The organism is Komagataeibacter sp. FNDCR2 (assembly GCF_021295395.1).
In the GTDB taxonomy this organism is placed as follows: domain Bacteria; phylum Pseudomonadota; class Alphaproteobacteria; order Acetobacterales; family Acetobacteraceae; genus Komagataeibacter.
In genome coordinates this window covers 664,928-687,777 of the sequence record NZ_JAIWOU010000001.1, presented here as the reverse complement: position 1 = coordinate 687,777, position 22,850 = coordinate 664,928, and the positions used below count along the sequence as shown (strand labels likewise).

Annotated in this window: 26 protein-coding genes and 1 tRNA gene; 7 read left to right on the top strand and 20 right to left on the bottom strand. The window is 65.3% G+C overall.

Annotated elements, in window-relative coordinates; translation table 11 throughout:
• The first annotated feature begins 6 nt into the window (after positions 1-6).
• Positions 7-264: a hypothetical protein gene (locus LDL28_RS03130; RefSeq protein WP_233057171.1), complete on the top strand. Its 258-nt coding sequence runs from the start codon at positions 7-9 to the stop codon at positions 262-264.
• 104 nt (positions 265-368) lie between these two features.
• Here LDL28_RS03130 and LDL28_RS03125 read toward each other — a convergent pair whose 3' ends face one another.
• A complete protein-coding gene (locus tag LDL28_RS03125) occupies positions 369-926 on the bottom strand; it encodes a DUF4167 domain-containing protein (RefSeq protein WP_233057170.1) in 558 nt (185 codons plus the stop codon).
• Positions 927-1,206: 280 nt separating this feature from the next.
• Complete coding sequence (gene prmC / locus LDL28_RS03120; protein ID WP_233057169.1) at positions 1,207-2,070, bottom strand: peptide chain release factor N(5)-glutamine methyltransferase; 864 nt, start codon at positions 2,068-2,070, stop codon at positions 1,207-1,209.
• Positions 2,071-2,101: 31 nt separating this feature from the next.
• Here prmC and LDL28_RS03115 point away from each other — a divergent pair, with 31 nt between their 5' ends.
• A complete protein-coding gene (locus LDL28_RS03115) occupies positions 2,102-2,566 on the top strand; it encodes a hypothetical protein (protein WP_233057168.1) in 465 nt (154 codons plus the stop codon).
• Between the two features lie 21 nt (positions 2,567-2,587).
• Here the strand turns inward: LDL28_RS03115 and prfA are convergent, their stop codons facing one another.
• The 6 genes from prfA to LDL28_RS03085 form a co-directional block, all read right to left on the bottom strand.
• Positions 2,588-3,649: a peptide chain release factor 1 gene (gene prfA, locus LDL28_RS03110; protein ID WP_233057167.1), complete on the bottom strand. Its 1,062-nt coding sequence runs from the start codon at positions 3,647-3,649 to the stop codon at positions 2,588-2,590.
• A 2-nt stretch (positions 3,650-3,651) separates the two neighbouring features.
• Positions 3,652-4,908, bottom strand: coding sequence for a histidine--tRNA ligase (gene hisS / locus LDL28_RS03105; RefSeq protein WP_233057166.1), 1,257 nt, complete (start codon positions 4,906-4,908; stop codon positions 3,652-3,654).
• An 83-nt stretch (positions 4,909-4,991) separates the two neighbouring features.
• Entirely contained in the window at positions 4,992-6,152 is a 1,161-nt protein-coding gene (gene ispG, locus LDL28_RS03100; RefSeq protein ID WP_233057165.1) for a flavodoxin-dependent (E)-4-hydroxy-3-methylbut-2-enyl-diphosphate synthase, read from the bottom strand.
• A 129-nt stretch (positions 6,153-6,281) separates the two neighbouring features.
• Positions 6,282-7,367: a helix-turn-helix domain-containing protein gene (locus LDL28_RS03095; protein WP_233057164.1), complete on the bottom strand. Its 1,086-nt coding sequence runs from the start codon at positions 7,365-7,367 to the stop codon at positions 6,282-6,284.
• Positions 7,364-8,413, bottom strand: a complete 1,050-nt coding sequence (locus LDL28_RS03090) for an NAD(P)H-dependent flavin oxidoreductase (protein ID WP_370636358.1) — start codon at positions 8,411-8,413, stop codon at positions 7,364-7,366. Before LDL28_RS03090 ends, LDL28_RS03095 begins: the two co-directional genes overlap by 4 nt.
• Before the next feature lie 47 nt (positions 8,414-8,460).
• Positions 8,461-9,714: an aspartate kinase gene (locus LDL28_RS03085; protein ID WP_233059167.1), complete on the bottom strand. Its 1,254-nt coding sequence runs from the start codon at positions 9,712-9,714 to the stop codon at positions 8,461-8,463.
• A 155-nt stretch (positions 9,715-9,869) separates the two neighbouring features.
• Here LDL28_RS03085 and ubiG point away from each other — a divergent pair, with 155 nt between their 5' ends.
• Positions 9,870-10,619, top strand: a complete 750-nt coding sequence (ubiG, locus tag LDL28_RS03080; RefSeq protein WP_233059166.1) for a bifunctional 2-polyprenyl-6-hydroxyphenol methylase/3-demethylubiquinol 3-O-methyltransferase UbiG — start codon at positions 9,870-9,872, stop codon at positions 10,617-10,619.
• A gap of 75 nt (positions 10,620-10,694) precedes the next feature.
• Here ubiG and LDL28_RS03075 read toward each other — a convergent pair whose 3' ends face one another.
• From LDL28_RS03075 to LDL28_RS03055, 5 genes are all read right to left on the bottom strand, one after another.
• The gene (locus tag LDL28_RS03075) at positions 10,695-11,924 is read right to left on the bottom strand and encodes a lactonase family protein (protein WP_233057162.1); all 1,230 of its coding nucleotides are present in this window, start codon (positions 11,922-11,924) and stop codon (positions 10,695-10,697) included.
• A gap of 58 nt (positions 11,925-11,982) precedes the next feature.
• Entirely contained in the window at positions 11,983-12,522 is a 540-nt protein-coding gene (locus LDL28_RS03070) for a DUF2147 domain-containing protein (RefSeq protein ID WP_233057161.1), read from the bottom strand.
• 69 nt (positions 12,523-12,591) lie between these two features.
• On the bottom strand, positions 12,592-13,053 hold the full coding sequence (locus LDL28_RS03065) for a DUF1178 family protein (protein ID WP_233057160.1): 462 nt from the start codon (positions 13,051-13,053) through the stop codon (positions 12,592-12,594).
• 22 nt (positions 13,054-13,075) lie between these two features.
• A complete protein-coding gene (grxC, locus tag LDL28_RS03060; protein WP_233057159.1) occupies positions 13,076-13,336 on the bottom strand; it encodes a glutaredoxin 3 in 261 nt (86 codons plus the stop codon).
• A gap of 70 nt (positions 13,337-13,406) precedes the next feature.
• Complete coding sequence (locus LDL28_RS03055) at positions 13,407-14,174, bottom strand: ComF family protein (RefSeq protein ID WP_233057158.1); 768 nt, start codon at positions 14,172-14,174, stop codon at positions 13,407-13,409.
• 56 nt (positions 14,175-14,230) lie between these two features.
• On the opposite strand from LDL28_RS03055, the gene LDL28_RS03050 reads away from it, so the two are divergent.
• Complete coding sequence (locus LDL28_RS03050; RefSeq protein WP_233057157.1) at positions 14,231-15,100, top strand: methyltransferase domain-containing protein; 870 nt, start codon at positions 14,231-14,233, stop codon at positions 15,098-15,100.
• Here the strand turns inward: LDL28_RS03050 and moaA are convergent.
• From moaA to LDL28_RS03025, 5 genes are all read right to left on the bottom strand, one after another.
• Entirely contained in the window at positions 15,097-16,116 is a 1,020-nt protein-coding gene (moaA, locus tag LDL28_RS03045; RefSeq protein ID WP_233057156.1) for a GTP 3',8-cyclase MoaA, read from the bottom strand. The two genes, LDL28_RS03050 and moaA, sit on opposite strands and share 4 nt — an antisense overlap.
• Before the next feature lie 9 nt (positions 16,117-16,125).
• On the bottom strand, positions 16,126-16,308 hold the full coding sequence (locus tag LDL28_RS03040; RefSeq protein ID WP_233057155.1) for a DUF3553 domain-containing protein: 183 nt from the start codon (positions 16,306-16,308) through the stop codon (positions 16,126-16,128).
• Between the two features lie 141 nt (positions 16,309-16,449).
• Positions 16,450-17,859 carry a phosphoglucomutase/phosphomannomutase PgmG gene (pgmG, locus tag LDL28_RS03035; protein ID WP_233057154.1) on the bottom strand — a complete coding sequence of 470 codons (1,410 nt, stop codon included), beginning with the start codon at positions 17,857-17,859 and terminating at the stop codon, positions 16,450-16,452.
• Positions 17,856-18,725, bottom strand: coding sequence for a UTP--glucose-1-phosphate uridylyltransferase GalU (gene galU / locus LDL28_RS03030; RefSeq protein ID WP_233057153.1), 870 nt, complete (start codon positions 18,723-18,725; stop codon positions 17,856-17,858). The genes pgmG and galU overlap by 4 nt, the downstream gene beginning before the upstream one ends.
• Positions 18,726-19,179: 454 nt before the next feature.
• A tRNA-Leu gene (locus LDL28_RS03025) sits at positions 19,180-19,265 on the bottom strand.
• 60 nt (positions 19,266-19,325) lie between these two features.
• Between LDL28_RS03025 and lipB the strand changes: the two genes are divergently transcribed.
• Positions 19,326-20,018: a lipoyl(octanoyl) transferase LipB gene (gene lipB, locus LDL28_RS03020; RefSeq protein ID WP_233057152.1), complete on the top strand. Its 693-nt coding sequence runs from the start codon at positions 19,326-19,328 to the stop codon at positions 20,016-20,018.
• A gap of 21 nt (positions 20,019-20,039) precedes the next feature.
• Here lipB and LDL28_RS03015 read toward each other — a convergent pair whose 3' ends face one another.
• A complete protein-coding gene (locus LDL28_RS03015) occupies positions 20,040-20,666 on the bottom strand; it encodes an outer membrane lipoprotein carrier protein LolA (RefSeq protein WP_233057151.1) in 627 nt (208 codons plus the stop codon).
• On the bottom strand, positions 20,663-20,977 hold the full coding sequence (locus LDL28_RS03010; protein WP_233057150.1) for a BolA family transcriptional regulator: 315 nt from the start codon (positions 20,975-20,977) through the stop codon (positions 20,663-20,665). Before LDL28_RS03010 ends, LDL28_RS03015 begins: the two co-directional genes overlap by 4 nt.
• A 79-nt stretch (positions 20,978-21,056) precedes the next feature.
• Here LDL28_RS03010 and LDL28_RS03005 point away from each other — a divergent pair, with 79 nt between their 5' ends.
• Positions 21,057-21,677, top strand: a complete 621-nt coding sequence (locus LDL28_RS03005; protein WP_233057149.1) for a J domain-containing protein — start codon at positions 21,057-21,059, stop codon at positions 21,675-21,677.
• 131 nt (positions 21,678-21,808) lie between these two features.
• Positions 21,809-22,834, top strand: coding sequence for a cobaltochelatase subunit CobS (gene cobS, locus LDL28_RS03000; RefSeq protein WP_233057148.1), 1,026 nt, complete (start codon positions 21,809-21,811; stop codon positions 22,832-22,834).
• The last annotated feature ends 16 nt before the right edge of the window (positions 22,835-22,850 follow it).

Genomic DNA, 22,850 nt, shown 5'->3' with positions numbered 1-22,850 from the left:
AAAAGTATGACTTTCTTTCAGCATCGATCCTGGCGCATGACCAATCATGACAGCAAGCGACAGATCGTGCTGAAAATCCTGTCGGATGGAAAGGCGCGATCGGTTCGGGAAATCGGTGATCTCTTTCCCGAACTGGGCACCTACCATGCCCGGCTGGCCCTGCAGGCGCTGCGTAATCAGGGACTGGTTACGGTAGAGGACGCGCCTGATGCCCGCGATGGCCGTGCCCGTAAGGTCTGGCGGCTGGTGGACGATCCCACCTAAAGGCCCGTCCGGCTGGCGGAACATGCCGCAATCAGGCAGTTCAGGCCCATCCGCGCGTGACCAGTTCTTCCCCGCCCCGGTAACAGGGCGGGGTCGGCCCCGTTTCAGGACGGGGAGGATTCCAGTTCTTCTTTCTTCTCGACCGGGGGCTTGGTCCGGCGGCGCGGCATGCGGGGCGGGCGCGGCGCGGGGGCTGCGGCAGCGGGTTCTGGCGGCGCTTCGGCCACGCTGGGCTGGGGCGCGGTCTCTTCGGGTTCGACGGCGGGCTGCTGCTGCGCGATGGCAGGCTGTTCCGTCGCGTCATCCGGCGTGGTGTCGAAGGGCTGGCGGTTATCGGCGGGGCGCGGCTGCTGCTGGCGGGGGGCCATGCGCTCCTGGCGTTCCTGCTGGCTCTGCTGTGCCGCCTGGGTCATGGCGTTCAGTATGCGGAAGTAATGTTCGGCATGCTGGAAGTAGGCTTCCGCCATGACGCGATCGCCGGTGCTGCTGGCGTCGCGGCCAAGCTGGAGATATTTTTCAAACAGTTGCTGCGCTGTGCCGCGTACACGCAGGTCAGGCCCATTACTGTCAAAGACATGGTTGCGGTTCAACGGGATCTGGCCATTATTATGGCGTACGCTTCCGCCATTGCTGCCGCCCGAACGATGGTGACGGCCTCGCATGCGTTTCATGTTCATAAGCTGTCGCAGCACTTTCCTGTTGCCGGTCGCTGGCGCTGCCCTGGACCGTGGGGCGGTCTGCCCGTCCCGTCTGTTGCCTGTTGGTGGCCCGGCGCAACACCGGACACGGATCCCTGAACCACGGCGGAACCATCATGGTTCATTTTGCCAGTTTTTCTATTTTGCAATCGGGATCGATCGCGCGGGAGTGGAACGGCCATTAATCCGCCTTCCGTCTGCCCTGCACTTCCCCAATATAGCCCGCACCGTTCTTTCTGCCAAATTATTTTTTCACGACCAGCGCGCGCCCTATTCCCCCCAGATCGGGGCGTATTTCCGCCACTTCCAGCCCGGCCGCGCGCATGAGCCCCGATACACTGTCCCCCTGCCCTATCCCCAGTTCCAGCACCGCGATTCCACCCGGCGCCAGGAGATCGGGCAATACGTCAGCCAGCGCGCGATAGGCGACCAGCCCGTCCTGCCCCCCATCCAGCGCCCGGGCGGGTTCGTGGTTCACCACATCGGGCATGAGCCCGGCCAGGTCGCCATGCGGGATGTAGGGCGGGTTGCTCAGTACAAGATCGAACGGCTCCGTGAGCGCATCGGCCCAGTTGCAGCATAATGTGGCGCAGCGCGCGCCCAGTCCGTTACGAATGGCGTTACGCGCGGCCAGGCCCGCGGCCTGTGGCGCAAGGTCGGTCCCGATTGCCCAGGCCCGTGGATATTCCGCCAGCACCGCCAGCATGAGGCAGCCCGTGCCGGTGCCGATGTCCAGCACGCGCAGTGGGGCGTCGTGATCGGGCAGATGGTCCAGCACGGCTTCGATCAGGGTTTCGGTATCGGCGCGCGGGATCAGGGTGTGGGGAGAGACTTCCAGGTCGAGCGACCAGAAACCGGCCCGTCCGGTAATATAGGCCATCGGTTCATGGCGCAGGCGGCGCGCGAGCGCATGGGTAAAGGCATCAATCGCCGGGGCGGGCAGCGTGTCGATGCGCAGCAGGCCGGCCAGGTCGGTCCCGGCGGCGTGCGCGGCCAGCAGGCGGGCCTCGCGCTGTGGGGCATCGATCCCGGCCTCACGCAGGCGGGATGTGGCGGCAAGCAGGATCTGGCGCAAATTTGTGGGTGCGGGTGTCATGACATCTTTCATCGGGGCCGCTTTCCCTTCATATCTTGGAATCATGCAAACGTCTGCCCTCTCATCCCGCCTTGCGCGGACCCTGTGCGCCGCGCTGCTGTGCGTGGGAAGCGCCACCCCTGCCCTTGCCGGCTCTTTCGAGGTGGAAGACGGATGCAGCCCCGATGAGGTTTCGGAAGTATCGCGGCTGTACGTGGATGAGCAGCTTGTCGCGACGTTCCGCCTCGATCAGGATCACGCCAGCCAGACCACCCGTATCGAGACCGCGATGGGGCGGACAACCCACAGCTACGCCCTGTGCGGGGAAATCACCATCCGCCGCCCCGGTGGAAAGGTTGAAATCCATCAGGTCAGTGGCGAGGGCGTGCTGCATGAGCCCGACGGGCATCATCTGGTCGCCCTGGGCGCGCGGAACTTCACCCAGTTCTACCTTGCCGATCCCGATGACCCGGAGGTGGCGGAACGTCACCCCGGCCCCAGCACGCTCTGCGCGCCGCCCACGTCGTAATGAATAAGGGCGGCGTGCTGGCTAGATGTCATCCGCGGCCAGCAGGGCGGCCTGTTCTTCCTGTGTCAGCGCATCGACAAATTCGTCCAGCTCACCCGCCATCACCCGGTCGATCTTGTACAGCGTCAGGCCGATGCGGTGGTCCGTGACCCGGCCCTGCGGGAAGTTATAGGTACGGATGCGCTCGGAGCGGTCGCCGGTGCCGACCTGCGCGCGGCGGTCGGCGGCACGGCTTTCATGGGCTGCGGCGCGGTTGCGTTCATACAGCCGCGCACGCAGGATCTTCATGGCCTTGGCGCGGTTCTTGTGCTGGCTTTTTTCTTCCTGCATCGCCACCACGATGTTGGTGGGCAGATGGGTGATGCGCACGGCGCTTTCGGTCTTGTTGACATGCTGCCCCCCCGCGCCGGATGCGCGGTAGACATCGATGCGCAGGTCGGTCTCGTTCACTTGTACATCCACTTCCTCCGCTTCGGGCAGGACGGCCACGGTTACGGTGGAGGTATGGATGCGCCCCTGGCTTTCGGTCGCGGGCACGCGCTGGACCCGATGCACGCCGGATTCGTATTTCAGCCGCGCGAACACGCCGCGCCCGGTAATGCTGGCGATCCCTTCGCGCAGGCCACCCAGTTCCGACTGGTCATATTCCAGTATCTCGAAACGCCAGCCGCGCTGGTCGGCATAGCGTTGATAGGCGCCGAACAGTTCGGCCGCGAACAGGCCCGCTTCGTCGCCACCGGCGGCGGGGCGGATTTCAAGTATGGCGCTGCGTTCATCCGCTTCGTCACGCGGCAGCATGGCAAGGCGGATGTCATGGCGCAGGGTGGGAATCCGGGTGCGCAGCGTGTCCAGCTCGGCCTGCGCCAGTTCACGCATTTCGGGGTCATGGAGCATCTGGCTGGCGTCATGTTCCGCCTGTTCGGCCATGCGCAGCGCGCCCACGCGGGCCACGATCGGTTCCAGTTCCGCGTATTCGCGTGATGCCTGGCTGAATTCCGCCCCCGACAGCCCATCCGCCAGAAGGGCCTGAAGCTCCTCGCAACGCGCGACGATGCGGTCAAGGCGGTCGTCAAACTGTGTCACGTTCAGCCTCTTTCGGGCGTTCCGGCCAGAAGGAAGGCCGCGATGCCTTCCATTGGCACCTCGGTCTGTTGCCCGCTATCCAGATCCTTGGCCTGCACCACGCCACGCGCGATCTCGTCACTGCCGATCACGATGGCATGGGTGGCGTTCATGCGGTTGGCGCGCTCCATCCGGCGCTTCATGTTGCCGCGATAGGCCGTCTCCGCCCGGATGCCCGCGCCGCGCAGCGCCTGCAGCACGGTAATGGTGGCGGCCTGCGCCTCGTCGCCCATGGGCACGAGTGCGACGGGGCGCGGTTCGGGCGGGGCGGCGTCCAGCAGCATGGACAGCCGCTCGATCCCCCCGGCCCAGCCGATCGCGGGGGTTTTGGGCCCGCCCATTTCAGCCACCAGACCGTCATACCGGCCACCGGCCAGCACCGTGCCCTGCGCGCCAAGGCGGCTGGTCACGAATTCGAAGGCGGTGTGCCCGTAATAATCCAGCCCGCGCACGATGCGCGGATTTTCCCTGAACCGCACCCCCATGAGGTCGAGCGTGCGGCGCAGCCCGTCCCAGAACTGCAGGGCTTCGGGCGTCAGGTACTGCGCGATCATGGGGGCGTTGGCCACCAGCGCGCGGTCCTTTTCATCCTTGCTGTCAAGGATGCGCAGGGGGTTGCGCTCCAGCCGGGCCTGACTATCGGCTGAAAGGTCGGCCCGGTGCGCGCTGAAATAGGCAACGAGCGCGCTGCGCCAGGCGTCGCGGCTGGCAGCGTCCCCCAGCGTGTTGAGTTCAAGCACGGTCTCGCCCTCGATCCCCAGCGCGCGCAGCACGTCACGGCCCATGGTGATGACTTCGGCATCGGCCAGCGGCTCGGCGGCCCCCAGCAGTTCCGCGCCGATCTGGTGGAACTGGCGGTAGCGCCCCTTCTGCGGGCGTTCGTAGCGGAACATGGGGCCGGCGTAGAAAACCTTCTGCGGCAGCGACTGCGTTAGCCCGTTGGTTACCAGCGCCCGGCAGATGGCCGCCGTACCCTCGGGGCGCAGGGTCAGGGATTCGCCGCCCCGGTCCTCGAAGGTGTACATTTCCTTGGAGACGACATCGGACGTATCGCCCAGTGAGCGTGAAAAGACCCGCGTATCCTCAAAAACAGGGGTCGACCATTCATCAAACCCGTACAGGCTGACAATGCGGCGCGCCGTCTCCACAACATGGGCAAAGCGCCGGCGATCCTCACCGATCAGGTCATGGGTGCCACGAACGGGCTGTATGCTGCTCACTACGCGAAATTCCTGCACTGGATCCGGCCCGCCCGCACCGGCGGGCCGGTAGATGGCGCGCATTCTGCCGCGCGCCGCGTGTTTCAGTCCGCGGGGGACATGGTGGCCTCGCGGGCCATTTCCTGGGCCGGGGTGCTGGTGGCGTCCTCGGCCTGAAGCGCGGCGGCCTTCTTTTCAACCAGATCGACGATATGCTCGATCATGTCGCCCGCCGGCATGGTGTGGTCCTGCTTGCCCGCGGCATAGACCATGTGGCGGCCGGATCCGCCGCCGGTCACGCCGATATCGGTCATGAGCGCCTCACCCGGGCCGTTCACCACGCATCCGATGATGGAAAGCGTCAGCGGCGTCTTGATATGGGCCAGCCGGTCTTCCAGCGTCTGCACGGTCTGGATCACGTTGAAGCCCTGACGCGCGCAGGACGGGCAGGAAATGATCTTCACGCCACGGTGGCGCAGCCCCAGTGACTTGAGGATGTCCCAGCCGACCAGCACTTCTTCCTCCGGCTCGGCCGAAAGCGAGACGCGCATGGTGTCGCCCACGCCCGCCCACAGGAGGTTGCCAAGCCCGATGGAGGACTTGACCGTGCCCGCGCGCTTGCTGCCCGCCTCGGTAATGCCGATATGCAGCGGGTGGTCGCATACATCCGCCAGTTGCTGGTAGGCCGCGACCGCAAGGAACACGTCCGACGCCTTTACGCTGATCTTGAATTCATGAAAGTCATGGTCTTCAAGGATCTTGGCATGCTCCAGCGCGCTTTCCACCAGCGCGTCGGGGTTGGGTTCACCGTATTTTTCCAGCAGGTGCTTTTCCAGCGAACCGGCGTTCACGCCGATGCGGATGGAGCAGTTATGGTCCTTCGCGGCGTTGACGACCTCACGCACGCGTTCGGCGCTGCCGATGTTGCCGGGATTGATGCGCAGGCACGCGGCCCCGGCCTTCGCGGCCTCGATGGCGCGTTTGTAGTGGAAGTGGATGTCGGCCACGATGGGCACGTTCACTTCCCGCACGATTTCGGCCAGCGCCGCGGTGCTTTCCTCATCGGGGCAGGACACGCGCACGATATCCACGCCCGCCATCTCGGCGCGGCGGATCTGGTCGATCGTGGCCTGGGCGTCTGTCGTCAGCGTGTTGGTCATGGTCTGGACCGAAACCGGGGCGTCCCCCCCGACCGGCACATTGCCGACATGGATCTGCCGCGACTTGCGGCGTTCGATGTGCTGATAAGGACGATAGCTGCTCATTCTGTGCCCTCCAGATAAGGCGGCGGTTTCGGCTCCGGCCCGCTTTGGCGGGGCGCGGCGTGATCCGGGGTCTGTTCCATGCCGTTTTTGGCATGCGCCCCGGAGTGGACCATGCCAGAGAAGACCATTCTACTCCGGATCAACATGCGACGGGAGGGGCGATGGCGGATTATTGCCATTTCCCGTTACGGGTGCAGGTGGCGTGACCGGCGCGGCCTGCGCGCGCAGCACGGAGCCATCGGCCACCGCCTGCGGGCTTAACGCGATGTTGCGCCTGACCTCCCCATTGCGGCCCAGCGGTTGTGTTGTAACCCCTGCGGCGGAAAGAGTCAGCCCACCGGCATTACCCACCGTAAGTTCCAGCCCGGCCAGTCCCGGCGGGGTCTGCCATGTCTCACCTGGCTGGAGGACATGGTCATACAGCACCGGGCCACCGGGCTTGCGCACCTGCACCCATGTCGTGGCGCTTGCGGTCAGCGTCACGCTGTCCGTGGGTGCGGCCTCAGGGGGGGCAGCGGCGGGAACGTGGTCTTCCCCCATCTTTTCCAGCGGGGGCAAGGGCGGGGGTGAAAGCGGCGCGGGCGCGGGTGTCGGGGGTGGTGCGGCGGGCGCGCCGGTCAGCGCCTCACGCTCCTGCGGCGGCAGGGGCTGCGGCGGCGGGACCGGCTGTTCATCGGCGGGGGGCAGGACGGAGGCCACCTGCGGTGACGCCGTCGTGGCCGATGAAAGCCCCGGCAGCGTCAGGCGGGCCGGAGCGTCGTGGTCCATGCCGGGCGACCCGGTCAGCCGGTAGCAGCCCACATAGGCGCCTACCAGAACGACAATTCCGCATAACAGCAGCACGCCCGTCGGCAACCCGCGATCGGGCAGCGGCACGGGAAAGGAAAGTTCGGCGCGCCTGGTGAACGCCCCCCGGCTTTCAACCTTGAAACGTTCGACAAGGGGCTCCGGATTCAGGCCCAGGGCCTTGGCGTAGGTGCGCAGGAAGCCCACGGCATACGCACTGCCGGGCATCTCGCTGGGGCGGTCGCCTTCCAGTGCTTCCAGATAGGACAGGCGGATGCGCAGCCACGCCGCGACATCGGGCAGTTTCCAGCCCATTTCCTCCCGCTTCGCGCGCAGTTCGTCACCGACCGATGGGGCCGGTGCCTTGCCGGGTTCGGGGGCGGCCGCTGTCGCGGGGTTGGGGCGGAACATGCGCTTGCCGTCGCTCATCCGTAGCGTGCCCTCTCCTCCTGCCGGATCAGGGCGTCAATGGCCTGATCGACCAGTTCCTTTATGATTTCGCCAACCGGCTGCTCGGCCGTGATCATGCCGACCGACTGCCCCGCCATGACGGAACCGTTCTCCACATCGCCATCGATCACGGCGCGGCGCAGGGAACCGGCCCAGAAATGCTCGATGTCGAGCTGGGCCGCTTCCCTGGTCAGTTCACCGGCCTGAAAGCGGCGCAGTGTCTCGGCCTGATGGCGCAGGAAGTCGCGCGTGCCCGCGTTGTTGAGCCCGCGCACGGGAATGACGGGAAAACGATCGTCAAGCTGGACGGACGTTACGGCGTCGCGCGCGTTGGCGCGGATAAACGCCTTCTTGAAGCGTTCATGCGCGATACTCTCGCGCGAGGCGGCGAAGCGCGTGCCCAACTGCGCGCCGGACGCGCCGAGTTCGAGATAGGACACGATCGCATCCCCCCGCCCCAGCCCGCCCGCGACGAAGACCGGCACATCATGGATATGCGGCAGGATTTCCTGCGCCAGCACGGTCAGGGAAACCGGGCCGACATGCCCGCCCGCTTCCGATCCCTCGATCACCAGCGCATCAACACCCAGGCGGACCAGCCGCTTGGCCAGCACCAGCGCGGGGGCGAACGCGATGACTTTCGCCCCGCCTTCCCTGAGGGCGCGGATCACCGGGCCGGGAGGAATGCCGCCCGCCAGCACCACATGGGTAATGCCCGCATCGAGGCAGACGCGCACGAGGTCATCAAGACGGGGGTGCATGGTGATCAGGTTGACGCCGAAGGGGCGCGAGGTCAGGGCCTGGGTGGCGGCGATTTCCTCGGCCAGGCGGTCCGGCTCCATCGCGCCGCAGGCCAGCACGCCAAAGCCGCCGGCGTTGGAAATGGCCGAGACGAGATGGCGCTCGCTGACCCATGACATCGCCCCGGCCAGAAGCGCGTATTCACTGCCAAGGAAGCGCGTGCCCCGACCCCACAGATGGTCGAGCCGGGCGCGGGCCTCGGCCCGGCGGGCGGGGTCGGCCATGGCCGCCGTGATGTCGGATGTGCCGGGAGATGTCATGTCAGGTCCGCTCACGCCGCATCGAGGCCATAGGCGGTATGCAGGGCGCGCACCGCGAGTTCGGTATATTCGGCGGCGATCAGCACCGAAACCTTGATCTCGCTGGTGGAGATGACCTGCACGTTGATGTTGCGCTCGGCCAGCGTGCGGAACATCGTGCTGGCGACACCCGCGTGCGAGCGCATGCCCACGCCGACCACGCTTATCTTCACCACATCGTTATCAGTCAGCAGTTCGCCATACTGGATGGTGGCGCGGTGCGCGTCCAGCGCCGCGATGGCGCGCGCGAGGTCGTTCTTGCTGACCGTGAAGGTCATGTTGGTCATGCCGTCATCGCCCGTGCTCTGGACGATCATGTCCACATTCACGTTCGCGTCCGACAGCGGGCCGAACACCGCCGCGGCAATGCCGGGGCGGTCGGGAACCCGGCGGACGGAAAGCTTCGCCTCGTCCCGGGAGTAGGCAATTCCGGCGACCTGTTCCTGTTCCACGATTTCGTCCTCATCCACGACTAATGAACCGGGCAGATGCCCTTCGGATGGTGCCGGACCATCATTGAAACTGGACAGCACCTGCACGCGCACGCGCTCCTTCATGGCCAGTTCCACACTACGGGTCTGGAGCACCTTGGCCCCTACGGATGCGAGTTCGAGCATCTCCTCGTAGGTAATCCTGTGCAGCTTGCGTGCCTTGGTAACAATACGGGGGTCGGTTGTATAGATTCCGTCCACGTCCGTGTAGATATCACAGCGATCTGCCTTCAGCGCCGCCGCCAGCGCCACGGCCGAGGTATCGGACCCCCCACGGCCCAGTGTCGTGATCCGCCCGTCCGGGCCAATGCCCTGGAAACCGGCGCATACCGGCACTTCCCCCGCCTGCATGCTGGCGATCAGCGCCGTGCCGTCGATGGATTCGATGCGGGCCTTGCCGTGCGCGTCATCCGTGCGCAGCGGGATCTGCCAGCCCAGCCAGGACCGGGCGCTGACGCCCAGGTTCTGCAGCGCGATCGCCAGCAGGCCGCTGGTCACCTGCTCGCCCGTGGCGACAACGGTGTCGTATTCGCGTTCATCATGCCGGGGGGAAAGATCGCGGCAGTAGCCGACAAGGCGGTTCGTCACGCCGGACATGGCGGAGACGACCACGGCCACCTCGCACCCGGCCTCGACCTGTTTCCGGACTTTTTCCGCCACGGCCCGAATCCGGTCAAGATCGGCGACGGAAGTGCCGCCGAATTTCATCACGATCCGCGGTACGGTAGGGGACATCGGGATAACGGCTCCATCATGCTCGGGCTTCAGCTTGCCCCATGATCGACCGACAGGCCGATCCGGGGCATTGCGGTTATGCGCAAGCCGCGTCACATACATCCCCCCAGCTTCCGCGTCCAGCGGGAGAAAGCCAAATGAAAGGCGGTGCACTCATGCAGCATCACGATTCGCCCGTTGTGTCGGCAGATTCGGTCGCCCCGGACGAGATCGCCCATTTCAGCGATCTGGCCGCCCGGTGGTGGGATCCGGCCGGGCCGATGCGCCCCCTGCATGCCATGAATGACCTGCGCACGGGCTGGAGCCTGCGCCACCTGCCCGCCCCCCACGGCCCCGATGGCGCGCGCCGCACGCTGCTCGATATCGGCTGTGGCGCGGGACTGGCGAGTGAGGCGTTCGCCCGGGCGGGATTCGACGTGACCGGGCTGGATGCGTCCCAGGCGGCGATTACGGCGGGCAGGCTGCACCTGCGCCAGCACCCCCTGCCCGCATCCGCCGGGCCGCTGGCCTACCGCTGTGGCAGCGCGGAGGAACTGGTGGCCGAAAATGCGCGCTTTGACGCGATTTCCGCGCTGGAGGTGATCGAGCACGTCACCGACCCGGCGGCCTTCCTGCACATGCTGGGGGGCATGCTGCGCCCCGGTGGGGTAATGGTGGTCTCGACCATGAACCGCACGTGGCGTTCCATGGCCATGGCCAAGATCGGGGCGGAATACGTGCTGCGCCTGCTGCCTGTCGGCACGCATGACTGGCGCAAGTTCATAACGCCCGCCGAACTGGGGCAGTACGCGGCCCGGTCCGGCCTGCGCATTACCGATGTGGCGGGAATGGTGCCCGGCCTTGGCGGCTGGCGGGAGAGCCGTGACATGGCGGTGAACTACATCGCGGCGTTGGTGCGCGACTGACGGGGGGGCGCCCTCCCAACCGCTGACTGCCCGTTCCCGCGCGCCCCTAAAGGCAGGCGCGGGAACGGGGCGGCGTCAGATCGTGTTCATGAACGCGAACGTGGTCGGGCTGCCCACGGGGGTGAAATTCCATGTGAAGTCCAGCACGCCGGTCTGGGCGTTGACGCGGAAGGACGTGACCGAATCGCTGCGCTGGTTGGCGCAGAACAGGAAATTGCCGCTGGGGTCGAACATCATGGAGCGCCCGTAATCGGCATGCATCCAGATCTCGTCCACCAGGTTGAGCGTGCCGTCGTCATTCACATGGAAACTGGCCAGCGAATCACCCAGCCGGTTCGAGACATACAGGTATTTCCCGTTGGGTGAGAGCAGGATGCCCGCCGCCAGCGTGCTGCCACGGAAATGTGGCGTCACGGTGCTGACGGTCTGCTGGGGCACGATCTCGCCCGTCTGCGGGTTGAAGGTGGCGGCGACGACCTTCGAATCCTGTTCCCCCAGGATATAGATCACCGTGCCTTTTTCATTGAAGGCGAAATGACGCGGCGCCGAGCCGGGCGTCATGTTGATGAAGGGGATCTTGGCCGGTATGAGGCGGCCGGTATGAATGTCCAGCGTCCAGACATATACCCGGTCCAGCCCGGCGTCACAGGCCAGGACGAAGCGGCCCGACGGGTCGGAATTGACCATGTGGACGTGCGAGGACGAGTGGTCGCTTATGGCGAAATTGCCCGGCGGGTTGTCGCTGGCGCGGTCAGGCATGCGCGGGCCGGTGTTGTGCACCACATCGGTCGGGTCGCCCAGGCTGCCATCGGCATGGATGGGCAGCACGCCCACCGTACCACCCATGTAATTGGCCACCAGCACGTATTTGCCCGAAGCATGGACACTCAGATGCGCCGGGATCGCCCCGCCCGAGCGTACGACGTTGAGCTTGGTCAGCTCCCCGCTGGAACGGTTGACGGAAAACGCCGTGACGCACCCTTCCCCGTTCGCGTTGAAATCATTGATTTCACTGAGTGCGTAGAGATGCCTGAAATCCGCCGACATGACCAGAAAGGACGGGCTGGCTATGTCCACATAGGTCATGAGCGGCGAAAGGCTGCTGGTGTCGGGGTTCATTTCGAATACCGAAATGCCCTGCCCGTTGCCCGCGCCGCCGGGCGGTCCATGCTGGGTATAGCCCCCGATATAGCAGATGATCCGGGGTTTGGCCGGAGCCTCGGCCATGGCGCGCCGGGACAGGACAGGCAGGCCGGTGGCGGCCAGCGCCGTGGTGAACGTGCGGCGCGAAATATTGCAGCTCATGGAAAAAAGGCGATCCCAGTCAGTTAAAGCCAGTCGGATTGAAATGCTTGGCGGGCCGTCAGGGCAGCTTGCACGCGGGGCCAATCGTGCCGGTATAGCGGGTCCAGGTTTCGGTTTCACCAAATAAAGGCACGCCCACGAAACCACGCAGCTTCAGGTCGCCACCCTGGGAAACCCATAGCTTGGCATGGTAGACATGGCCGGTATCGGGGTCGGTCACGCGACCGTTCCAGTGTCCGGGCGAATCGGAATCGGGCGTAAACCCGTTCAACATGGGCAGGTTGCATTCCGGCTCGCCCCGCTTGTCGCGCGGCATTTCGGTCGTATAGCGCAGGCCCGCCAGCTTCCCGCACAGTTCCTGCCCGCAACGGGTGATCTCGAACACGCCGTCACGATCCTTGGTCATCCACCGCCCGATCACGTCGGGCTGCGTGCTGGCGTTCTGGCTCTGGGCATGGGCATGCGGCATGCCAGCGCCCACGGCCACCGCCACGGCGCACAACATGGCCGCCACATGTGTCGCCACCCGTGCCGGCCTGCGTGGCGTAGGGCGACCTGCGCGCCCCGGTGTCCCGTTGTTCCTCTTGCTGTCCTGCATCTCAAATCGCTCCCCGACATGGCGCGTGGTCCGGCGGCTGTCCGCGCCGTGTACGCCTGCGTGTTCCCTCTAGCTGTCGGCCCGGCGGACCCACGGTATGGAATGGACTTCCACCCCTTCCTCATCCAGTTCGGAATACTCCTGTTCCGTCATGCTGCCATAAATGGCGCGGGCTTCACTTTCCCCCCGATGCATGCTCAGGGCTTCAGTGGCGAAGCGGTCGCCCACATCATCGCAATGTTTTTCCACCGTCTCACGCATTTTCTGTAACAGAGCGATCATGGCGTCGGGCACTCCCCCGGGCGCATGGCCGGGTGGCGTGGCGGGCGGTGGGGGCGGCGTTTCCCGTGCGGGCGCGGGTGCGGCGCTGGTATGGACCGCCGGCGCCATGAGCGCGCGCGTGATATCCCCACCGCCGCATTGCGGGCAGGTCAGCAGGTTGTTTTCGGCCTGGCGTTCGAACGCCCCGCTGCCGGGGAACCACCCTTCGAATTCGTGCCCTGCGCCACAGCGTAGCTGATACCGGATCATGCCCTCTCCGCGTGTTGCCCTGTCAGTTCTTGCCCAGCAGGGCGTCGAGCCTGCCCGTGCGTTCAAGCGCCATCAGGTCGTCGCAGCCACCGATGGGGGTGCCGTCGATGAAAATCTGCGGCACGGTGGTGCGGCCACCGGAGCGGCGGATCGAGTCCGCGCGTTCGGGGCTGCCATGCGGGGCATTGATCTCATTGAACGGCACGTCCTTTTGCATCAGCAGGCGCACGGCGCGGATGCAGTAAGGACAGCCGGGCTGGGTGTAGATGTCGATCGCAGGCATTGAACCTTCACTTGGCTGGTGGTCTATCCGTTCCAACTTGCGTGCAACGGAGCATTGCGTCCAGCTTATCCTATTGTTGTTCCTGCTGGCCACAGGCACGCGCCACCGCAATGACATCGACCCGCGCCGCCCCCGCCGCCAGCAGGCTGTGGGTACAGGCCGCCAGCGTGGCCCCGGTGGTCATGACATCATCCACCACGATCACATGCCGCCCCGCAACCGCCCGCGCCCTGCCGGCCCGTACGCCGATCGCGCCGCGCATCAGGGCCTGCCGCCGTTCCCGTCCCGCCCCTTCCAGCGGCGGCGTGGCGCGCGGACGCTCCAGGGCGTCGATCAGCACCCCGGCCCCGGTCATCCGGCCCAGCGCGCGCGCCAGCAGGGCCGCCTGGTTGTAGCGGCGGGTAAACAGCCGCCGCCGGTGCAGCGGCACGGGTACGAGCAGACGGTCGGTGTCGATCATATCCGCCGCCGCGATCGCCAGATAACGTGCCAGAAGCTGTACGTTTTCCGTGCGGTCGGCATATTTCAGCGGCAGGATCAGGCGGCGTGGCATTTCGTCATAAACCATGGCCGCCCTGCCCTCCCGCCATGGCGGCGGGTTTTCGGCGCAGGGTGCGCAGGTCATGGTGGCGCCGCCTGCCGCATGCGATGTAAAGGGTCGTGCACAGCGACGGCAGCATGGCGCAGTGATGAACTGCAACTGGCTTACGCATGACGCGCAGAGGTGGCCCGGTTGTGTCACCGCCGCGCCACAACCAAGGCAGTGAGGCGGAAACAGCGCATCGAGTATCCGCGCCCCCACGCGCCGCCACCATGGGGGTAAGGTGCGCTGGCTCATGTGTTCACACGATCGTGGGGTTGGCATGGCTGCCGCGCGCGGGCACACCACGGGGTATGAGCATGGAAGTGCCGCAGATATTCGACCGGCGGATCGTTCGCCTGCACCGCGACCGGGCCGCGCCGGACCTCGATCAGGTCCAGCCCGTGCTGGAGGAAGCCGCCAGCCGCCTGCTTGAGCGGCTGGATGACGTGACGCGGGTTTTTGGCACCGCGCTGGATATTGGCGGGCGTGGCGTGGTCGCGCCCCTGCTGCGCGCGCGCGGCATCGACACGGTGGCGGGTGACCTGTCGCCGCGCATCTGCGCACGCGACAGCGGACCGGCCGTATGCATGGACGGGGAATGGCTGCCCTTCGCACCCCATAGTTTCGATCTTGTGGTGGCCTGCCTGTCGCTGCACTGGGTCAATGACCTGCCGGGACTGCTGGCGCAGGTGCGGCGCGTCCTGGTGCCCGATGGGCTGTTTCTGGCCTGCATGCCGGTGCTGCCGACGCTGGCGGGCCTGCGGCAGGCGTTGATGGAGGCCGAGATGGCCCTGCATGGCGGGGTTTCGCCACGCGTCTCGCCCTTTCCGGGGTTGCGGGACTGTGCATCCCTGCTGCAACGCGCGGGATTCGCGCTGCCGGTGGCGGATGGGGATGTGATCCATCTGTCCTATCGGACCCCCATGGGCCTGCTGGCCGACCTGCGCCATGCGGGTGAGACGAACGCGCTGTGCCAGCGCACGCGCGCCATGACCCCCCCCGCCCTGATAGCCGATGCCATGAGCCGCCTGCCGCGCGATGGGGATGACGCCATTGCGCAGGACCTGCATATCGCCGTCATGACGGGCTGGTCCCCCGCCCCCACACAGCCGCAACCCCTGCGGCCGGGACAGTTCGATGTGAGCCTGGAAGATGTGCTGCGCGGCCCGCAGCCGACCTAGCCACCCGTGACATTCATATGGCGGGTTACCCGGGCCGGGTCATTCGCGTCGCGCCCGATCAGGAAATCGTGACCCCGCGGCTTGCGCAGGATGGCGGCGCGGACGTGGTCCATCATGGCGCTGTCATCCGCGCCCGCACGCAGGGGTTCGCGCAGGTCGGTCGCGCCCTCATGGCCAAGGCAGGTGTAAAGCCGGCCCGTGCAGGACAGGCGCACGCGGTTGCAGCTTTCACAGAAATTATGGGTCATGGGGGTGATGAAGCCGATCCGGCGTCCGGTCTCGGCAACGCGGGCATAGCGCGCGGGGCCGCCGGTGCGGAAATCGACCGGCTCCAGCGTCCAGCGCTGGGACAACTGGCGGCGCACATCCATTAACGGCAGGTAACGGTCCGTCCTGTCCTCGCCCGTTTCACCCATGGGCATGGTCTCGATCAGGCACAGATCCGCGCCGATCTCGCCACACCAGGCGATCATGGTGTTGAATTCATCATCGTTCAGCCCGGCCATGGCCACCGTATTGATGCGTATGGCCAGGCCCGCCTCCCGCGCGGCCCGGATCCCCTCGAGCGTACGGGTCAGGTTCCCCCGCCGCGTAATGCGGGCGAAGCGGGCGGGATCGAGCGAATCAAGGCTGACATTGATGCGGCGGACCCCGCATGCGTACAGTTCGGCCGCGAATTCGGCCAGCCTGCTGCCATTGGTGGTCAGGGTGAGTTCATCCAGCCCCGCCTGGCCTTCGGGCCGGTTGAGCCAGCCGCCCATGGCGCGGAAAAAGGTCATGACATCGCGCCGGACCAGCGGCTCGCCCCCCGTCACCCGCAGGCGGCGCACGCCATGGCGGATAAACGTGGCGCACAGCCGTTCAAGCTCGTCAAAGGACAGGATTTCCGCCTTGGGCAGGAAGGTCATCTCCTCCGCCATGCAGTAGAGGCAGCGCATGTCGCACCGGTCGGTGACCGATACGCGCAGGTAGGTCAGCAGGCGGCCATAGGAATCGGGAAGCGGGGAAATCTGCATGCCGGCCCCCTATGACAGCACGGTCAGTTGCACGACCGTCGCGTCAATCAGCATCTTGCCCGCATGGGTAAAGGTGACCGTGACCCGTTCGCCTATGGCGGACTGGACCTGTCCCTCCCCCCATTCCGGATGGTCGGGGTGGCGGACAAATTGCCCCGGCACGAGAAAGGAACGAAAGGGAAGAGTCGCCATTAATGCTGCAATGGTCCTGCAATGTGGTCCTGTCTGGCATATCGGACCGGAGAAGGGTTTATTAAACCCCCCTGTGAGCTATTCAACAAAAAAATGGATGGAGCGCGGCCCCAGATTGGAAAATATGGCATGCGGTGCCTTTTACGGGGCTGCCCCCATGGCCGCGAAATCCGGGGCGCGCACGCCGGATTGTTCCAGTTGGGCACAGAGTTCCACCTTCAGCCGTTCCAGCCCGGCATGGGTTTTCCCTTCCACCCGCGCCACAAGAACCGCCTGCGTGTTGGAGGCGCGCAGCAGCCACCATCCATCCGGTGTGGCGACACGCACCCCGTCGATGCGTGAAACCGTCGCCCCGCTTTTTTCCAGCCGGGCCGCGACTTCGGCAATCACGTCAAACTTGCGGGTGTCGGCGCATTCGAAACGCAGTTCCGGGGTGGAAAGGGTTTCGGGCAGCGCAAGGCGGACATCGGACAGGGGACCATCAAGGCGCGAGACGATTTCCAGCAGCCGGAGCGCGGCGTAAAGCGCGTCGTCAAAGCCGTACCATTTATCGGCGAAGAAAACATGCCCCGTCATCTCGCCAGCCAGTAGTGCGCCGGTTTCCGCCATTTTTGTCTTGATCAGCGAATGGCCCGTCTTCCACATGAGCGGTCGGCCACCCGCGCGGTCAATTTCATCGAACAGGGTCTGGCTTGCCTTGATGTCGGCAATCACGGTGGCGCCGGGGTGGTCGCGCAGGACATCGCGCGCCAGCACGACCAGCAGTTGATCCCCCCACAGGATGCCGCCGGTATTGTCCACCACGCCGATGCGGTCGGCATCCCCGTCAAAGGCAATGCCCAGATCGGCCCCGTCCGCGCGCACGGCGGCGATAAGCTGCTGAAGGTTGGCGGGCACCGTCGGGTCGGGATGGTGGGCGGGAAAGCCGCCATCAATGCGCGCATTGAGCACGCGGTGCCTGCCCGGCAGTCTTTGCACCAGCAGGGACACGATATCCCCCGCCGCGCCATTGCCGTTATCCCACACCACGTTGAGCGGGCGGCCTGTTCCGTCATAATCGCGCAGCAGGCGATCCACATAGGCGGGTCGGACATCCACGTCACGCACGGTGCCCGTTTTTTCCGCCACCACGTCACCACTTGCGGCCATCTGGCCCAGATGGCGGATCTGCTCGCCAGAAAATGGCCGGTTGGCCAGCATCATCTTGAAGCCGTTATGGTCGGGCGGGTTGTGGCTGCCCGTTACCATGACCGCGCCATCCGCCCCCAGTTCGGCGGATGCGAAATACAGCATCGGCGTCGGGCCGCATCCCGCGCGCAGCACCTCCATGCCCGATGCCATCGCGCCGGATACCAGCGCGCGTTCCAGCATGGGGGAGGACAGGCGTCCGTCATAACCGACGACGATGCGCCGCCCCCCGGCCCGCGCCACGATACTGCCGAAGGTACGGCCTATGGCGAAGGCATCATCCGCCGTAAGCGTTTTACCGACAATGCCACGAATGTCGTATTCGCGCAGGCTGGTCGGGTCGAAGCGGTGGGTGAAGGTCATTTATATTTTTGCAGGAATCCCCGCACGTCGGCCGCCAGGTCCGGGCGTTCCAGCGCAAAGGCGATCTGTGCCTCCAGAAAGCCGATCTTGCTGCCGCAGTCGAAGCGTTTGCCTTCGTAGCGGTACCCGTGGAACGGGACCTCGCCGATGGTCTTGGCCATGGCGTCCGTCAACTGGATCTCGCCGCCCGCGCCCTTTTCCAGCCGGGCAAGGTATTTGAGCACATCCGCCGTCAGTACGTAGCGACCGATGACGGACAGGTTGGAGGGGGCATCTTCGGGGTCGGGCTTTTCGACCAGCCCCTTGACCTCGACCATCCTGCCGTCATCCGAACCGATATCCAGAATGCCGTAGCTGCTGGTCTGCTCGCGCGGCACCTCGGTCACGGCCAGCACGTTGCCGCCCGTCTGGTTATATACCTGCGCAAGCTGGGCGATGCAGGCGGTCTTGCTCAGCACGATGTCATCGGGCAGCAGGATGGCGAACGGGTCATCACCGATGAACTCGCGCGCACACCAGATGGCGTGGCCCAGCCCCAGCGGTTCCTGCTGGCGGACGGACATCATGGAACCGGGGACGACGCGGGTGGCCTCCAGCGCCTTGAGCGCGGATGTCTTGTTGCGGGCCTTCAGCGTGTCTTCAAGTTCGTGGCAGATGTCGAAATAATCGATCAGGGAGTCCTTGCCCCGGCTGGATACAAGGCAGAATTCCTCGATCCCGGCCTCACGCGCCTCGTCGATTGCATATTGGATCAGCGGGCGATCGACGACCGGAAGCATTTCCTTGGGCATCGACTTCGTCGCGGGGAGAAAGCGTGTTCCCAGACCGGCAACCGGCAATACGGCTTTTTTAAGGGGCTTAATCACTAATTATCTACCTCAACGTACGAATCAGGAACAGGCCATACGGACCATACCAACCAGGCGCCGGAGCTCATATTGAAACCGGATCGTGGCGTGTTGCCAGATGGTAATGAAAAATAGCGCATTTTATCATGGTCATAACAGGGGATCATGACCGGATATGATTTAAATCACGTTTCTCTTGCCATGCCAGTGCGCGGGGGAAGCCGACATTTTTTGTAACCTTGCCCCATGGCGCGCGGGTTGAAGAATGGTCTGCGAAAATCCTGTGGTAACGAAATATCTACAGCAGTTCAGTGCGAAGATAATATGACCTTTTTATGACATCCGCCAGCGCCCCCGGTCAGCCCGCCCGGCACGGGCCGGGCGCCGCCATGGCGCATTGCCATGGCATGAACGCACGAACGCAGCCCCCGGGGGGCTGTTTCCGTTTGTATCCGGATTTTTTTGAAAAAACTGGTGCGGCCAAGAAGACTCGAACTTCCACGGGGTTGCCCCCACAAGCACCTCAAGCTTGCGCGTCTACCATTCCGCCATGGCCGCAACGTGACAACGATGATCGACTGGGCGATACCGTCATGACTATGAAGGGGCGTATAACCGATGGATGACGAGCGGGCAATGACCGAAAACAAGTTTTTATGGAACAGGGCGCCGGATCTGGTCCCCTACCCCGCCGCGCTGGCGGAAATGGAGGCCCAGGCCCACGGAATCCGGGCGGGCACCCACCCCGAGCGCGTGTGGCTTTTGGAACATCCGCCCACCTATACCGCCGGGACGTCGGCACGGGACTCGGATCTGTTCAATCCGCGCGGCTATCCGACCTATCCGGCGGGGCGTGGCGGGCAGTGGACCTATCACGGGCCGGGGCAGCGGGTGGCCTATGTCATGCTTGATCTGGCGCAGGCGCATGGCCTTTCCCCCGCGCGTGACCTGCGGGCCTATGTGCACACGCTGGAGGAATGGCTGATCCGCACGCTCGCGCGCTTCGGGGTGACGGGAGAGCGCCGCGCGGAGCGTATTGGCGTGTGGGTGGTCGATCCCGCCACGGGCCGGGAGGAAAAGATCGCGGCCCTCGGGGTGCGGGTTTCACGCTGGGTAAGCTGGCATGGAATCGCGATCAACGTGAATCCGGACCTGAGCGATTTTGGCGGGATCGTTCCCTGCGGCATCAGCGAATACGGCGTGACCAGCCTGGCGAAGCTGGGCAGGCAGGTGGACATGGACGCGGTGGACGCCGCCCTTGCCGCCACATGGCCGGAATGTTTTGGCCCGATTCCCGGCGCGCGGGCCTGACCCCGCGCGCCGGTCGGGCGCTCAGTCGGTGGGGGAAAGGGTAAATAGTGCGTCAGGCCAGCTTTCGCCGCCTGCCGCCGTATCCGTCAGGTCAAGGCGGATATGCTGGCGCTCCACATCCGTCATCTCGATCACCAGCAGCGACAGTTTGCCCCCGATATCCGAAAAGCCGAGGGTCAGGATGCCCTGCGACGCGCTATCCGCCCGCGCCAGCGAGACCTGGAGGCTGTTGGTCCCGTGCTGCACGGCCGTCACCACGATCTGGCCGGACAGATGCACCGGCTGGTTCAGCAACAGGCCCAGCGGCTGGCGGCCGAGCGACATGCGCGTTACCGATTCGCGCCGGTGGTCCACGAACAGCAGGTGCCCGTTGGCGGCCACCAGCTTCATGGGCCCCGGCGTGGTGTAGTCCAGCCGCAGGCGGCCCGGGTCATAACGCATGATACCCTGCCCCTTGCCGCCATCGGGCCATGTCTGCACAAAACTGGCCTTCAGCCCGCGCGCGGTGTTGAGATAGGTTTCAACCCGCTCGATCTCGCCATGCTGGTCCAGCGTCTCACGCGTGGGCACGCCGGCGCACGCGGCCAGCAGGGTTAGCAGCCCCCCCATCATCAGCCGCCGCGTGGCGAAGGGAAAGCCCGGCTTCATGCGGCGGCGATCCGGGCCTGTTCCTCAGGCGTGCGCAGCACGAGCGAAAGGGCATGCAGCCCCCCGGCGAACTCGGCGGCCAGCAGGTCATGCACCGTGCGGGAGCGCTGCACGCGGTTCACCCCGGCGAAGGCGGGGCTGACGACCAGCACGTTGTAATGGCTTTCCCCCGCCTGCACGCCGTTGTCGCGCACATGGACGTGGTGCGCGTGGCGGGCGCTGTCATCGTGGATATGGAGTTCCACGGGGGCGAGGTGTTCGCGTATGATGCTTTCGATCCGTCCGGCCCGGCCGGTTGTCTGCTGTTTCATTGACGGCTCCATGATGGCAGGATCATTCATTGCACAGCTTCGCTCTTGCACGAAGCATGAACAGGCGCACATAACGATTATGATGAAGAGAAGGAACACCCGCCACCGCGCCTTTGACCCCGATCCCGACGCGCCGGATCGTTGCTGTGACATGCATGACTGCGGCCAGCCCGCGGGTTACCGCGCTCCGCGTTCGCGTGATGCGCTGAACTCGTATTTCTGGTTCTGCCTCGAACACGTACGCGAGTACAATTCCCGCTGGGACTATTATCGCGGCATGTCGCCGGGCCAGATCGAGGCGCATATCCGCGCCGACGTGTCATGGAACCGGCCATCATGGAAACTGGGACAGGGCAATGCCGCCCAGGCCTTCAGCGAGGAGGAAGTGCTCGACCCGCTCGAGCTGCTCAAGGGGGCGGCGCGCGCGCGCGCCAGCGCCCGCCGCCAGCAGGCCGACCGCCGCGCCGAAGCGCCAGACGCGCTCAAATATCCGTTGGGCGTGCTTGATCTGGGCTGGCCCGTGTCACTGGATGAACTCAAGGCGCGTTACAAGGATCTGGCCCGCCAGCATCACCCCGACGCCAATGGCGGCGACCGCAAGGCGGAGGAGCGGTTCAAGGGCATCAATATCGCCTACACCACCGTGCGCGCGCATCTTGTGGGCACCCGCCAGCGCGACGGCATGGCCCGCAGCGCCTGACCTGGGGCAGACGCCGGGCAGGGCACGGATTGGCAGATCGTTGCGTACCTACCTATACTCACGGCCCGACCGGGCGCGCGCCGCGCCGCCATGGCGGGCCAGAACAGACGAAGTGACGGACAAGAAAGCAGATGAACGAACCCGCTGACCTGACTACCGCCGCAGTGGATGCCAACGGCACGCCATTACCCGCCATCTCGGCTGTTTCGGCCCCCGATCTTGTCGTGTCCGCGCGTGAGGTCTTCGGTATCGACAGCGACATGCAGGTGCCCGCCTTTTCGGTGCGGACCGACCATGTGCCCGAGATCGACCCGGCCTACAAGTTCGATCACGACACCACGCTGGCCATCCTCGCCGGGTTCGCCTTCAACCGTCGCGTCATGGTCCAGGGCTATCATGGCACGGGCAAGTCCTCGCATATCGAGCAGGTGGCCGCGCGGCTGAACTGGCCCAGCGTGCGCATCAACCTCGACAGCCACATCTCGCGCATCGACCTGATCGGCAAGGACGCGATCGTGCTGAAGGATGGCAAGCAGATCACCGAATTCCGCGAGGGCCTGCTGCCATGGGGCCTGCAGCACCCCTGCGCGCTGGTGTTTGACGAATATGACGCCGGTCGTCCCGATGTGATGTTCGTGATCCAGCGCGTGCTGGAGGTGGAAGGCCACCTGACCCTGCTGGACCAGAACCGCGTCATCCGCCCGCATCCCTTCTTCCGCCTGTTCGCCACGGCCAACACCGTCGGGCTGGGGGATACGACCGGGCTGTACCACGGCACCCAGCAGATCAATCAGGGCCAGATGGACCGCTGGAACATCGTGACCACGCTCAACTACCTGCCGCATGCGCAGGAAACCGCCATCGTGCTCGCGCGCATGAATATCGACCCCACCAAAGACGAAGCCGGGCGCAGGTGCGTCGAAAGCATGGTCGCGCTGGCGGACCTGACCCGTTCGGGTTTTATCGCGGGCGATATCTCGACCGTCATGTCACCACGCACGGTGATTAGCTGGGCCGAGAACTTCCGTATTTTTAATGATCTCGCCTTCGCCTTCCGCGTTACCTTCCTCAACAAATGCGATGAGGCGGAACGCCCCACCGTGGCGGAATATTACCAGCGCTGTTTCAATACCAGCCCGCTGGCGCCCAGGGGCTGATGGCAGGGCACGGGCC

Bases quoted from the DNA above. Each gene is read 5' to 3' on its own strand.
- LDL28_RS03130 (WP_233057171.1), top strand. From the start codon at position 7: ATGACTTTCTTTCAGCATCGATCCTGGCGCATGACCAATCATGACAGC.
- LDL28_RS03125 (WP_233057170.1), bottom strand. From the start codon at position 926: ATGCGAGGCCGTCACCATCGTTCGGGCGGCAGCAATGGCGGAAGCGTA.
- prmC (WP_233057169.1), bottom strand. From the start codon at position 2,070: ATGAAAGATGTCATGACACCCGCACCCACAAATTTGCGCCAGATCCTG.
- LDL28_RS03115 (WP_233057168.1), top strand. From the start codon at position 2,102: ATGCAAACGTCTGCCCTCTCATCCCGCCTTGCGCGGACCCTGTGCGCC.
- ispG (WP_233057165.1), bottom strand. From the start codon at position 6,152: ATGAGCAGCTATCGTCCTTATCAGCACATCGAACGCCGCAAGTCGCGG.
- LDL28_RS03095 (WP_233057164.1), bottom strand. From the start codon at position 7,367: ATGAGCGACGGCAAGCGCATGTTCCGCCCCAACCCCGCGACAGCGGCC.
- LDL28_RS03090 (WP_370636358.1), bottom strand. From the start codon at position 8,413: ATGGCCGACCCCGCCCGCCGGGCCGAGGCCCGCGCCCGGCTCGACCAT.
- LDL28_RS03085 (WP_233059167.1), bottom strand. From the start codon at position 9,714: ATGTCCCCTACCGTACCGCGGATCGTGATGAAATTCGGCGGCACTTCC.
- ubiG (WP_233059166.1), top strand. From the start codon at position 9,870: ATGCAGCATCACGATTCGCCCGTTGTGTCGGCAGATTCGGTCGCCCCG.
- LDL28_RS03075 (WP_233057162.1), bottom strand. From the start codon at position 11,924: ATGAGCTGCAATATTTCGCGCCGCACGTTCACCACGGCGCTGGCCGCC.
- LDL28_RS03070 (WP_233057161.1), bottom strand. From the start codon at position 12,522: ATGCAGGACAGCAAGAGGAACAACGGGACACCGGGGCGCGCAGGTCGC.
- LDL28_RS03065 (WP_233057160.1), bottom strand. From the start codon at position 13,053: ATGATCCGGTATCAGCTACGCTGTGGCGCAGGGCACGAATTCGAAGGG.
- grxC (WP_233057159.1), bottom strand. From the start codon at position 13,336: ATGCCTGCGATCGACATCTACACCCAGCCCGGCTGTCCTTACTGCATC.
- LDL28_RS03055 (WP_233057158.1), bottom strand. From the start codon at position 14,174: ATGAGCCAGCGCACCTTACCCCCATGGTGGCGGCGCGTGGGGGCGCGG.
- LDL28_RS03050 (WP_233057157.1), top strand. From the start codon at position 14,231: ATGAGCATGGAAGTGCCGCAGATATTCGACCGGCGGATCGTTCGCCTG.
- moaA (WP_233057156.1), bottom strand. From the start codon at position 16,116: ATGCAGATTTCCCCGCTTCCCGATTCCTATGGCCGCCTGCTGACCTAC.
- LDL28_RS03040 (WP_233057155.1), bottom strand. From the start codon at position 16,308: ATGGCGACTCTTCCCTTTCGTTCCTTTCTCGTGCCGGGGCAATTTGTC.
- pgmG (WP_233057154.1), bottom strand. From the start codon at position 17,859: ATGACCTTCACCCACCGCTTCGACCCGACCAGCCTGCGCGAATACGAC.
- lipB (WP_233057152.1), top strand. From the start codon at position 19,326: ATGGATGACGAGCGGGCAATGACCGAAAACAAGTTTTTATGGAACAGG.
- LDL28_RS03015 (WP_233057151.1), bottom strand. From the start codon at position 20,666: ATGAAGCCGGGCTTTCCCTTCGCCACGCGGCGGCTGATGATGGGGGGG.
- LDL28_RS03010 (WP_233057150.1), bottom strand. From the start codon at position 20,977: ATGAAACAGCAGACAACCGGCCGGGCCGGACGGATCGAAAGCATCATA.
- LDL28_RS03005 (WP_233057149.1), top strand. From the start codon at position 21,057: ATGATGAAGAGAAGGAACACCCGCCACCGCGCCTTTGACCCCGATCCC.
- cobS (WP_233057148.1), top strand. From the start codon at position 21,809: ATGAACGAACCCGCTGACCTGACTACCGCCGCAGTGGATGCCAACGGC.